Below are 11167 nucleotides of genomic sequence, written 5' to 3'. Positions count from 1 at the left end.
GAATGGACCGTCATCCGGCGGCCGACAGGACCCGCAACAGATTGCCGCTCCACATCTTCTCCAGGTCGGTTTCAGAGAAGCCAGCGTCCGCGAGCCGTTGGGTGACGCGGGGCAGGGCGGTGACGTCGCGCAAACCGTCAACGCCGCCGCCGCCATCCCAGTCGGCACCGAAACAGACATGGTCGACGCCGGCCACGCCGATCGTGTGCAGCAGGGCGGCCATGTAATCCTCGAAATCAGCCCGCCACATGGGGGCGGTGGCTTCCAGCGCATTCCAGCGCCGGGCCAGATCCAGCTGTTCGGCTGGGGACAGGTCGCCGATATGACCCATGGTGCGGAACAGGCCGGCGCGTTCCGCCGGCATATGCATGGCGGACAGATAGATGGTGGTGAAGCCGATAACCCCGCCCTTGGCGGCCAGTGCCCGGATGCGGTCATCATCCAGGTTGCGCGGATGATCGTAGAAGCCGCGCGTGCCGGAATGGGACAGGACCAGCGGTGCCTTGGACAGTGCCAGCATCCGGTCGAAGGCGGCGTCCGATGCGTGACTGGCATCGATCACCATGCCCAGCCGGTTCATCTCCGCCACCCAGCCCTCGCCCAGCGGGCTCAGGCCGTTCCAACGGGGCGTGTCGGTGGAACTGTCGGCCAGCTGGTTGGCGCGCACATGCACCGGCCCCGCCATGCGCACGCCATGCGCGTGGAATTCCGACAGCAGCCCCAGATCCTCGCCGATCGGATAGCAATTCTCGATGCTGCGGAAGGCCACCATCTTGCCTTCACCCTGCAGGCGGATGGCATCGGCGGCGGTGGTCGCCGGCCCGATCCGGTCGGGGAAGCGGGCCAGCGCCTCATCGATCTCCCGGGAGCGCCGGCGGGCAGAGGCCAGGGCCCCGGCATAGGCGTCCGCCGTCAGTGGTCCCTGGGCGGTGTAGATGACGAAGAAGCCGCCGGACAGGGTGCCCTGCATGCGCGGCATGTCCAACTGGGCGACATCATCGGCCAGTTCATGCCGTTCATCGAAATGCCAGCCGTCGCGGGCGAAATGGATCGGTGTGTCGAGATGGGCATCCAGGGTCAGAAGGCGGCGATGAAAATCGGTGGCGTGGGACATGCTGTCTCCTGCGGCGGGAATGCCGGTCCTGATCGTTGCCGAGACAGGGACCGACATCCGCCGCACCCGCGTCAATAGCTTGTGGAGATGGTCAGGCCGAAGCTTTGTGGACGGATGATGCCGGTGGCCAGCGCCCCGCCGGGATTGACCGGCCCGCCATTGGCCGTCACCGACGCGGTGGAGGTACGGCCCTTGCTGTTGCCGACATTCCTGGCATAGGCATCCAGCGTGAAGCTGCCGAAATCCAGCCCGGCCCGCAGGTCGATCACCTCATAGGAGGGCAATTGCCGCTGATGGCCATTGGCAGCGCGATAGGCGGCGTCGTAGCCGCCATATTGCTTGGACAGGAAACGCGCCGAACCGCCCACCGACGCGGTGATGTCACCGGTCAGGTCCCAGCTATAGTCACCATTCAGGGCGGCGCTGAATTTCGGCGTGAAGGGCAGGCGGTCACCATCCAGCCCGCCGATGACCGGGGTGGTGTCGTCCAGCAGCTTGGCGTTCGTATAGGCGGCGTTGGCCGACAGTTCCAGGCCGCGCATGGGACGGAAGGTCACGGTACCTTCGGCGCCGTCGCTCTTGGCCTTGCCGCCATTGATGTTGATGCCATAGTCGTTGATGACGGCGATCAGCTGGATATCGCGCCAATCCAGATGGAAGACCGACAGTTCGCCGCTGAACATGCCGTCGGGCGACTGCACCTTGGCACCGGCCTCATAGCTGATCAGCGAGTCGCTGTCGAACTGGCGCGGCGTGTCGGCAGGCGCCCCCGGCGGCAGCGCGTTGGGGCCGCCGGGGCGATAGCCCTTGGCGACGCGGACATAGAGTGACGCATTCTCCGACAGCTTGAATTTCGGGGCGGCGGAGAAGGTGAAGACGTTTTCCGACGACCGGACATCGGGATAAGAGGATGCGCCACCGGCCAGGACGCCATCGGTGGTCTGGCTGGCTGACTGCCGGTTATGGCTATAGCGGGCGCCGAAATCGACATCGAACTGTTCGTTCAGATGCACGGTGGCATTGGCGAAGCCGGCAAATTCCTCATACTTGGACGGCAGTTCCACATCGGCCAGCAGCGGCAGGGTGGTGATCGGGTTCAGCGTGCCGGGCTGGACAGCGAAATAGCCCTGCCGGATCAGCGCCTTCTCATGCACGTAATAGCCGCCGACCAGCCATTCGAACGACCCCGCCTGCGACGAGGTCAGGCGCAGTTCCTGGGAGAATTTTTCGACATTGGTATCCTGGCCCAGATAAATCTCGTTCGGCGTAGCGAAGACGGCGTTGATCAGGCCGGACAGGTTATGGGTCAGGTCAGTGCGGCTGGCCTGCTTCTGCGAGGAGAAGCTGGTGGAGGACAGGATGTCGGCGAAACCCGCCTCATACTTGGCCGTGCCGTTATAGACGCGGTAGCGGATGTCGCGGAAGGATGGCAGGAACTGCGAGTAGGTGGGCCTGCCATAGAGCAGGGCGATGCTGTCGGGATCGCTTTCCACCGTGCTGGGCGCATCGGCCTTGATGTCCTGCAACAGTGCGCTCAGCCGCAGCGAGAAGCCGTTATCCGGCGCATAGAGCGCCGACACGCGGCCGCCATAGCTCTGGCTGTCATTGATGTTGCTTTCCCGGTCCGACCCGGCCGTGCCGATACTGTCGATGAAGCCGCCGGTCTTGCGGTAATAGCCCGAGGCGCGGACCGCGAAATCCGGGCTCATCGGCATATTGACCAGGGTATTGCCGGAATAGGACAGGTCGCCACCCTTCACCGTTTCCACGCCCACGCGTGACCGGCTTTCCACCGCCTGCGTGTCGGGCTCGTTGGTGATGTATTTCAAAACACCACCCAGCGAGCTGGCGCCATAGAGCGTGCCCTGCGGCCCGCGCAGCACTTCTACCCGGGCGACGTCGAACGTGTCGAAATCACCGGCCAGGATGGCGCCGTTGGCCAGCGCGGTGGAAGAGCCGAACGGCGTTTCGTCCATATAGACCGACACGGTCGACGCCACACCGCCGGTATTGACGCCGCGCATCACCAGACGGCCCTGGCCGGGCGTGTCCTGGGCCAGCTGCAGGCCGGGCACCAGGTTCAGGTAATCCTGGATGGTATTGGCCTGCTGCCTTTCCAGGGTGGCGCCGGTGACCACCGACACCGATTGCGGCACATCAATCAGCGTCTGCCGGCGCTTCTGCGCCGTAACGATGATCTCCTCCAGCAGGATGCCGGAGGATGAGGTCGGCTGGCCTTGCGCCAGGACCGGTGCGGTGACGGCCATCATACCGGTGGCCAGCAGCAGCGTATTACGAAGCATCCCCATGAAACTCTCCCGTTTTTGACCCGGCTTGCGTATTTTGGCTTGTTTGGGTCGGCATCATCCTGTTCGGAACATTATTTTCCATTTTTACGATGTGTCAAAGATTTTTCCGATCCGCTGCGTCACGCGTGCCCCAGACCTCTGCGCCGACATGGATGTCGCCATCGCGATAGACGGCACCGGGCGTGCGGTCGCGGGCCAGGAAGATGGGGGAATCGAGATCGACAATGTCGCAGAGCTGGCCCAGGACAAAGGCCGGGGCCATGGCCAGGCTGGTGCCGACCATGTTGCCGACCATCACGCCCAACCCCAGTTCGCGTGCCCGTGCCGCCATCAGCAGCCCTTCGGTCAGGCCGCCGCACTTGTCCAGCTTGATGTTGATGATATCGAATCGGCCGACGGCGCCGGCAATGTCGGACAGCGACACGATGCTCTCATCCCCCGCGATGGGCATGGGGGCGCTATAGCCCTCCAGATCCGCGTCGCGATCACGCGCCAGTGGCTGTTCCAGCAGGGCGATGCCAGCCGCGTCCAGGGCGGCAACCAGCGGGTCCAACTGGTCGATCTTGAAACCCTGGTTGCCATCGACGCTGAGCCAGGCATCCGGCCGGGCGGCGCGGATCGCCTGGACGCGGGCGATGTCGAGGGGCAGATCGCCGGTCAGCTTGATCTTGATGGCTTTGGCGTCGGTATAGTTCTTCGCGCCCTGCGCCATCACCGCCGGCGTGTCGGCGCCCAGTGTGAAGGTCGTCCGCAGGGGCTTGGGCTCTGTCAGCCCGGCCAGTGCCCACACCGGCCGGCCGCTGCGCACCGCCTCCAGCTCCCACAGCGCGCAATCCACGGCATTGCGGGCACCGCCGGGCGGCAGAATCTGGCGCAGCTCCGCGCGCGTCGCCCCGGCTTCGATGGCGGTACGGGCCTCGGCCAGTTGGCTGGTCATGTGCGCGACATCGTCGCCCAGGAAGAACACCCCGCCACCCTCACCGCGGCCCTGATGGTCGCCGTCGGACAGGGTCACGACGATGACGTCGGAATGTTCAAACACATAGCCGGAGATGCGGAAAGGTTGGGCCAGACGCAACCGTTCGGTCGCGACCGTCATGTTCAGTCGTGCCATTACTCGATCACCGTTGTTCGGGGGTGCCGCCACCGCGGCGGGCTTGTTTCCTTGAATGCCGGATTGCCCTGCCGGCCGGTTGGCCATAGAATTGCTTCTTGAACCCGCTCAATTTGTCCTGATTGGGACAATATGATCCTGATCAGAAAATTCGTCAATGGAGTATGTGCACTTGTCCTCCGCTCTCCCCACCCTCGGTGCGTTGCTGCGTGGCCTGCGCTCCCGCAAAGGCTGGACTCTCAAGGAAATGAGCGAGAAAAGTGGGATACCGGTCTCCACCCTGTCGAAGGTGGAGCATGACCGGCTGACCCTGACCTATGATAAATTGCAGCAATTGAGCCGGCGGCTGGGCGTGCGCATGTCGGAGCTGTTTGCGGAGCCGGAGGGCGATCCGTCGCCCGCCGCGGTGACGGCACGGCGCAGCTTCGGCGATCTGGACCGGGCCGTCCGGGTGGAAACCGATAATTACGATTATTATTATCTCTGCACAGAACTGCGCCGGAAACGGATGATCCCGGTCCTGACCAAGATCAGATCGAAGACATCGAAGCAGTTCGGCCAGCTTGTCCACCATTCCGGAGAGGAATTCATCTTCGTCCTGAAGGGACGCGTGGTGGTGAATACCGAATTCTATGATCCCGTCATCCTGGAACAGGGGCAATCCATCTATATCGACAGCACCATGGGCCACGCCTATCTGGTGGCTGAAGGGTGTGAGGAGGCGGAGGTGCTGGCCATCATGTCCAGTGCCGATGAGGAGCTGATGCAGTCGCTTCTCTCCCTGCACGACGAACAGCTGGCATCGTAAACGTTGATCCTGATCAGGATCGCAATTCTCCGAACGGGCCGCATGCCTGATCGGAAAATTTCGCAGATTGCCAATCCGGCCGCGCCCGGCTAATCAGCCTGCCATGCATCGAGAGTCGGGCCGACGCCCGACACCAACCTGCTCCCGGGCAAGGTGGTGCCTCCATCACGGAGGGATGTGGCCGGACCGGCAAAAAACGGGAAGCCCACGCGCGTCGTCACGTCACTCGAAGGCAGGAACAAGCCGGAAGGGACGTCGGACATGCAGCAATTTCCCCAGCAATTCGCCAGCGACAATTATGCCGGCATCTGCCCGCCCGCCTGGGCCGCGATGGAAGCGGCCAATCAGGGCCATGTGCCGGCCTATGGCGATGATGTATGGACCGACCGTGCGGCCGATGCCTTCCGCACCCTGTTCGGTACCGATTGCGAAGTGTTCTTCGCCTTCAACGGCACGGCCGCCAATTCGCTGGCGCTGGCGGCCCTGTGCCAGTCCTATCACAGCGTCATCTGCTCCTCCTCCGCCCATGTGGAGACGGATGAATGCGGGGCGCCGGAATTCTTCTCCAACGGGTCCAAGCTGCTGGTGGCGCCCACACCGGACGGCAAGCTGACGCCCGATGGGGTGCGGGCATTGGCCACCGGCCGGTCCGACATCCATTTCCCCAAGCCGCGCGCCGTCACCATCACCCAGCCCACGGAAACCGGGCTGGTCTATTCCATCGCGGAGATCAAGGCCATCGCCCAGGTCTGCCGCGAATTGGGCCTGCGCCTGCACATGGATGGCGCGCGCTTCGCCAATGCCTGTGCGGCGCTGGATTGCGCGCCGGCCGACATCACCTGGAAGGCCGGGGTGGATGTGCTGTGCTTCGGCGGCACCAAGAACGGCATGGCGGTGGGGGAGGCGATCCTGTTCTTCAACCGCGACCTGGCGCTGGATTTCGACTGGCGCTGCAAGCAGGCGGGGCAGTTGGCGTCGAAGATGCGGTTCCTGGCCGCCCCCTGGGTCGGCATGCTGGAAAGCGGCGCCTGGCTGGACAATGCCCGCCACGCCAATGACTGCGCTGCCCGGCTGGCCGGGGCGGTGATGGGGCTGGACGGGGTGGCGGCCGCCTATCCGGTGCAGGCCAATGCCGTGTTCCTCACGGCACCGGCGGCGGTGCTGGACGGTTTGCGCCAGCGCGGCTGGCGCTTCTACAGTTTCATCGGCGGTGCCGCCCGCTTCATGTTCGCCTGGGACGCCGATCCGGAACGGGTGACGGCCCTGATCAATGATCTGCGGTCGCTGGCGGCGGCCGCGCCATGACTTGGCCCGTCACCCGGCCACCAGCGCCTGCGCCGTCTCACGCAGCATCTTTACAAACGCGGTGACGGCGGCACTCTGGCTGCGGTTGCGCAGCAGGTGGATGCCGTCATTGGTCTGCTCGCCCGCCGGCATCGCATAGGCGGTCAGATCGCCGTCGCGGCAGGCCGACAGCGCCAGCGACCGGGGCACGACGGTGATGGCCGGGCCCTGGCGCACCACCTCCAGACAGGCGAGCGTGCTGTCCAGTTCGTAATTGGGGAAGCTGCGCTGGGCGATGCGGGCGCGCAGCGGGGCGGCGAAGCGGTGTTCGCTGCCCGGTGCCGGCCGGGGCAGGGCCCAAGGCCGTTCCACCACCGCGTCGCGCCGTTCCCGCCCGTCCGGCAGCGGATGAGCGGTGGCAGTGACCAGCATCAGCGGTTCGCGCGGCAGGGCGGTCACCACCACCTCGTCGGCATAGGCCGATCCGTCGAACTTGCTGATATCGCAGACCACCAGATCCAGCGACCGGTCGACCAGCCCCTGCAACAGCACGTCGGCGGTCCCCCCCGTCACCGTCACCCGCACGCCGCCATGGGCCGCACCGAAGCGGCCGATAGCGCGGGTCAGCAGCGGATGCATGGGATAGGGACCGACCCCGACGCGCACATTGCCCGACCCCGGCCGGCTCAACTGGTTGGCGGCACTGTCCAGGTTCTCCGTCGCGGCCAGCACATCCTGCACCGGCCGGATCAACCGGTCGCCGGCATCAGTGGGGCGGACATAATGGGTGGTGCGGTCGAACAGCAGCGCCCCCAGCTCCTCCTCCAGCTTCTGGAGGCTGCGGCTCAGCGCCGACTGGGTGATGGCCAGCTCGTCCGCGGCACGGGCGAAGCTTTGCAGCCGGTACAGGGCCTCGAAATGCTGAAGTCGGCGCAGGTTCATGATGGCCCCCCGATGAACAGCCGGGTCACCCATTGCGTGATCCTGCCATAGGGGGCGACCACCAGATGCGACGGGTTGAACCGCCCCATATGCAAGACCGCGCGGGCATGCGACAGGCGCAGGAACCCTTCATGGCCGTGATAGGCACCGGTACCGCTCTCGCCTACGCCGCCAAACGGCAGATCCTCCTGCCCGACATGCAGCATGGTGGCGTTTACCGTGACCCCGCCGGAACGGGTGCCGTCCAGCACCCTGGCCACCTGCTCCCCATCGTCGGAATAGCAATAGAGCGCCAGCGGCTTGGGCCTGGCATTCACGAAGGCCATCGCATCCTCCACCCTTTCATAGGGGATGATGGGCAGGATGGGGCCGAAAATCTCCTCGCGCATCACCGCGCTGTCCACCGGCGGGTCGATCAGCAGGGTGGGTGGGAACAGCCGGGTGGCGGCGTCGCCGGGATCGCGGTGGCGCAGCATCTGTGCCCCCGCCGCCGTTGCCTCGGCCACCATCGCCGTCAGGCGGACATGGTGGCGCTCGGCGATGATGCTGGTATAGTCCGGATTGCCGCGGATGGCGGGATACATCGCCTCCACGCGTTGCATCAGGGCCTGGGCGAACCCGTCCAGCCGGTCGCGTGGCACCAGCGCATAATCGGGCGCCACGCAGGTCTGGCCGGCATTGAAGAACTTGCCCATGGCAATGGTGCGCGCCGCCTTGTCCAGCGGATAGTCGGGCAGGACCAGCACCGGCGACTTGCCGCCCAGTTCCAGCGTCACCGGCGTCAGATTGCCCGCCGCCGCCTGCATCACCGCCCGGCCGACGCGGGTGGATCCGGTAAAGACCAGATGGTCGAAGCCCAGGCGGGAGAAGGCTTGCGCCAGCTCCGGCCCGCCGGTCACCACGGCCACGCGGTCGTCGGCGAACAGGGTGCCCAGCAGGACGCGCAGCATCTCGCCTGTGCGCGGCGCCAGTTCCGACGGCTTGATCATCACCCGGTTGCCGGCGGCCAGCGCATCGACCAGCGGCCCCAGGGTCAGGAACAAAGGATAGTTCCAGGGCGCCAGGATGCCGACCACGCCCAGCGGCTGATACTCCACCCGCGCGCCGGCCGGCTGGAACGCCAGACCGGCGGTCCGCCGCTGTGCCTTCATCCAGCCCTTCAGGTGGCGCCGGACATGCCGGATGCCGTTCAGCAGCGGCATCAACTCCCCCAACTCCGTCTCCTGCCGGGCGCGGTTGCCGAAATCGGCACTGACGGCGGCGATCAGATCGGCGCGGTGACGACGGACCAGGGCGGCCAGCCCGTCCAGGGCCGCCAGCCGGTCCTTCAGGCCGGGCGCGCCGTCGCGCAATACCGCCAGACGCTGGACCTCCAGCAGGCCATCCAAGTCCACCATTCGGCTTCTCCCCCGGCGGCGCCCTGTCGGCGATGCGCCCTGATGATTTGCTTATCCCCATCATACATCACCGGTTGCCCTTTGATGCATAACGCGTCCTGCATCACCTGATGAGTTTTTGGCAAGAACGGGAAACCCCCGCGCCGAATATGATCGCCAGGGCTGCAGAGGCGGAACCTGATGACACTTCTTTATCTGATTGCGGGCAGCACAATCTTCATCCTGTTCATCATCGGTCTGCATCATTGGCTGGGCCGGAGCGCTATCGTCCCCCTGGCCGACCCTGATGCTGCCCTGCGCCGCTTTTGCGAACTGCTGCCCGATGCCGGTGCAGCGGGGGCAACCCTGTCGCGCGACGGTCGGTCCGCCCTGGTCGATCTGGGTGTGGCCGACCGGTTCGGCCTGCTGCTGCCCATGGGGCAATTCTGGGCGGCGCGGGTGGTGGGGCATGGCGGTCTTCGGCGCTGGACGCTGCGCGACGGTGCCCTGAGCCTGACTCTGGCCGATTTCACCGCCCCCGCCTTCCGGCTGGTCTTCACGGACCCGGCCGATGCGGCGCGTTGGCAGGAACGGCTGAATGCCCTGCCGCAGAAATAAAAACTTGGAAACCGGGAGGAAACGATGCCGGACAATCTCAGCTATCCTGACGTCGCCACCCTGGCCAGCCCGATCTATCTGCTGCTGCTGGTCCTGGAACTGGTGCTGATGCGCCTGCATCTGGTGAAGGCGCAGTACGAGACGCGCGACAGTGCCGCCAGCATGGCCATGGGGGTCGGGTCGGTCTTCGCCGCCATGCTGTCCGGGCTGCTGATCGGCGGTGGTGTATCGGCGGTGATGTTCTGGGTCTATGAACACCGGCTGTTCGACCTGGGCACGTCGATCGGGGCGATTGTGGCCTGCTTCCTGATCGATGACATGCGCTATTACTGGGCGCACCGTTTCATGCACCGGATCCGCTGGCTGTGGGCCAGCCATGTCGTCCATCATTCCAGCCAGCATTTCAACTTCGCCACGGCGCTGCGCCAACCCTGGACCAGCATGGTGCTGGGCCTGTTCGTGCTGAAGCTGCCGCTGGCCTTGCTGGGTTTCCACCCGGCCATCCTGATCTTCGCCTCGTCGCTGAACCTGCTGTATCAGTTCTGGGTGCATACCGAAGCCATCGGCCGCATGCCGGCCTGGTTCGAGGCGGTGATGAACACGCCGTCGCACCACCGCGTCCATCACGGGTCCAACCCCCGCTATCTGGACGCCAACTATGCCGGCACCCTGATCATCTGGGACAAGCTGTTCGGTACCTTTGTGCCGGAACAGGACCAAGACCCGGTGCGCTTCGGCCTGGTCCGCGACCTGGGCACCTTCAACCCAATCCGCATCGCGTTTCATGAGTTCGTCGGCATCGTCAAGGATCAGGCGCAGGGCGGCCTGTCCCTGAAGGACCGGTTCCTGTATCTGTTCGGCCCGCCGGGCTGGAGCCATGATGGCAGCCGCGACGATACCGACATGATCAAGGCGGCCTATCTGCGCCGCCATCCCGATCAGGCCGGCACGCCGGGCCTGCCCGTTCCCAGCTCGCATGCGGTGCCCGTCATGACGCGGGAGATGGCCGATGCTGCTGGCGGGGAGTGACGCGGTTCTGGCGCTGGCCTGCCTGTGGGCGGGCTGGATGCTGCTGACGGTGCCGGGCGGGGTGGGAACGCGCCTGCTGGCCGTCGCCATCCTGGCGTTGGCCGTGCCCTCGGCGGCAGGCGCCGCGCGGTTCGGCGGGGTGGAGGGGGAGTGGCTGCTGGCCTTGCACCAGGGCGCATCCGATCTCTACGCCCTGCTGGGCTTCGCGACCGCCGCCGCCGCTCTGTTCCTGATACCGGGCGGGCGGCGCTGGCCGCTGGTGGTTGGCGTGACCGTGCTGCTGGTCGCCGGGCTGGCGCTGGCGGGGCAGAAGGCGCTGATCGGGCCGCTTGCCAGCCTGTTCATCCTGGCGGGCATTGTGCGGCTGATGCGGTACGGGCCGGGCCGGTTCTGGCTGGGCCTGTCGATGGTGGGCGTGGTGATTGCCGCCTTGATCCGCGTGCCCGGCCTGATGGACCAGGACGCCCGCATCATCGGGCTGCATCTGGGGCTGGCGCTATGGGTTGTGGCGCTGGCGGTGGGGGTGCGAGGTTACTCGTCCGCAACACTCACCCCTGTTCGCGCTCCTTGATC

At 65.7% G+C, this 11167-nt stretch carries 10 protein-coding genes and 1 riboswitch; of the genes, 5 read left to right on the top strand and 5 right to left on the bottom strand.

From position 1 onward, the window contains the following. Positions 1-10 precede the first annotated feature (10 nt). From AC1Q7F_RS05685 to AC1Q7F_RS05675, 3 genes are all read right to left on the bottom strand, one after another. Positions 11-1114: a dipeptidase gene (locus AC1Q7F_RS05685; protein ID WP_492504692.1), complete on the bottom strand. Its 1104-nt coding sequence runs from the start codon at positions 1112-1114 to the stop codon at positions 11-13. Between the two features lie 71 nt (positions 1115-1185). Beyond that, positions 1186-3423: a TonB-dependent receptor gene (locus tag AC1Q7F_RS05680; protein WP_492504690.1), complete on the bottom strand. Its 2238-nt coding sequence runs from the start codon at positions 3421-3423 to the stop codon at positions 1186-1188. Between the two features lie 94 nt (positions 3424-3517). After that, entirely contained in the window at positions 3518-4537 is a 1020-nt protein-coding gene (locus AC1Q7F_RS05675) for a dipeptide epimerase (RefSeq protein ID WP_492504688.1), read from the bottom strand. A 157-nt stretch (positions 4538-4694) separates the two neighbouring features. On the opposite strand from AC1Q7F_RS05675, the gene AC1Q7F_RS05670 reads away from it, so the two are divergent. Together AC1Q7F_RS05670 and AC1Q7F_RS05665 are read left to right on the top strand one after the other, a co-directional pair. Beyond that, a complete protein-coding gene (locus AC1Q7F_RS05670) occupies positions 4695-5345 on the top strand; it encodes a helix-turn-helix domain-containing protein (protein WP_492504686.1) in 651 nt (216 codons plus the stop codon). Between the two features lie 100 nt (positions 5346-5445). Continuing rightward, a riboswitch (SAM-I-IV-variant riboswitch) is annotated at positions 5446-5552 on the top strand. A 54-nt stretch (positions 5553-5606) separates the two neighbouring features. After that, positions 5607-6650, top strand: coding sequence for a threonine aldolase family protein (locus AC1Q7F_RS05665; RefSeq protein ID WP_492504684.1), 1044 nt, complete (start codon positions 5607-5609; stop codon positions 6648-6650). 9 nt (positions 6651-6659) lie between these two features. Here AC1Q7F_RS05665 and AC1Q7F_RS05660 read toward each other — a convergent pair whose 3' ends face one another. Both AC1Q7F_RS05660 and AC1Q7F_RS05655 read right to left on the bottom strand, forming a co-directional pair. Beyond that, a complete protein-coding gene (locus tag AC1Q7F_RS05660; RefSeq protein WP_492504682.1) occupies positions 6660-7571 on the bottom strand; it encodes a LysR family transcriptional regulator in 912 nt (303 codons plus the stop codon). Beyond that, positions 7568-8968, bottom strand: coding sequence for a coniferyl aldehyde dehydrogenase (locus AC1Q7F_RS05655; RefSeq protein WP_492504680.1), 1401 nt, complete (start codon positions 8966-8968; stop codon positions 7568-7570). Before AC1Q7F_RS05655 ends, AC1Q7F_RS05660 begins: the two co-directional genes overlap by 4 nt. A 180-nt stretch (positions 8969-9148) precedes the next feature. On the opposite strand from AC1Q7F_RS05655, the gene AC1Q7F_RS05650 reads away from it, so the two are divergent. The 3 genes from AC1Q7F_RS05650 to AC1Q7F_RS05640 are packed head-to-tail and all read left to right on the top strand — an operon-like array spanning position 9149 to position 11165. Next, positions 9149-9565, top strand: a complete 417-nt coding sequence (locus tag AC1Q7F_RS05650; RefSeq protein WP_492504678.1) for a hypothetical protein — start codon at positions 9149-9151, stop codon at positions 9563-9565. Positions 9566-9589: 24 nt separating this feature from the next. Beyond that, positions 9590-10594 carry a sterol desaturase family protein gene (locus AC1Q7F_RS05645; protein ID WP_492504676.1) on the top strand — a complete coding sequence of 335 codons (1005 nt, stop codon included), beginning with the start codon at positions 9590-9592 and terminating at the stop codon, positions 10592-10594. Beyond that, positions 10575-11165 (top strand): hypothetical protein, encoded by a 591-nt coding sequence (locus tag AC1Q7F_RS05640; protein ID WP_492504674.1) that lies wholly within the window; start codon positions 10575-10577, stop codon positions 11163-11165. The genes AC1Q7F_RS05645 and AC1Q7F_RS05640 overlap by 20 nt, the downstream gene beginning before the upstream one ends. Positions 11166-11167 lie beyond the last annotated feature (2 nt).

Source organism: Niveispirillum sp. GW835-FHT14G11, assembly GCF_058793615.1.
This window is presented reverse-complemented; position numbering and strand designations above follow the sequence as displayed.

Bases quoted from the DNA above. Each gene is read 5' to 3' on its own strand.
- AC1Q7F_RS05685 (WP_492504692.1), bottom strand. From the start codon at position 1,114: ATGTCCCACGCCACCGATTTTCATCGCCGCCTTCTGACCCTGGATGCC.
- AC1Q7F_RS05680 (WP_492504690.1), bottom strand. From the start codon at position 3,423: ATGGGGATGCTTCGTAATACGCTGCTGCTGGCCACCGGTATGATGGCC.
- AC1Q7F_RS05675 (WP_492504688.1), bottom strand. From the start codon at position 4,537: ATGGCACGACTGAACATGACGGTCGCGACCGAACGGTTGCGTCTGGCC.
- AC1Q7F_RS05670 (WP_492504686.1), top strand. From the start codon at position 4,695: ATGGAGTATGTGCACTTGTCCTCCGCTCTCCCCACCCTCGGTGCGTTG.
- AC1Q7F_RS05665 (WP_492504684.1), top strand. From the start codon at position 5,607: ATGCAGCAATTTCCCCAGCAATTCGCCAGCGACAATTATGCCGGCATC.
- AC1Q7F_RS05660 (WP_492504682.1), bottom strand. From the start codon at position 7,571: ATGAACCTGCGCCGACTTCAGCATTTCGAGGCCCTGTACCGGCTGCAA.
- AC1Q7F_RS05655 (WP_492504680.1), bottom strand. From the start codon at position 8,968: ATGGTGGACTTGGATGGCCTGCTGGAGGTCCAGCGTCTGGCGGTATTG.
- AC1Q7F_RS05650 (WP_492504678.1), top strand. From the start codon at position 9,149: ATGACACTTCTTTATCTGATTGCGGGCAGCACAATCTTCATCCTGTTC.
- AC1Q7F_RS05645 (WP_492504676.1), top strand. From the start codon at position 9,590: ATGCCGGACAATCTCAGCTATCCTGACGTCGCCACCCTGGCCAGCCCG.
- AC1Q7F_RS05640 (WP_492504674.1), top strand. From the start codon at position 10,575: ATGCTGCTGGCGGGGAGTGACGCGGTTCTGGCGCTGGCCTGCCTGTGG.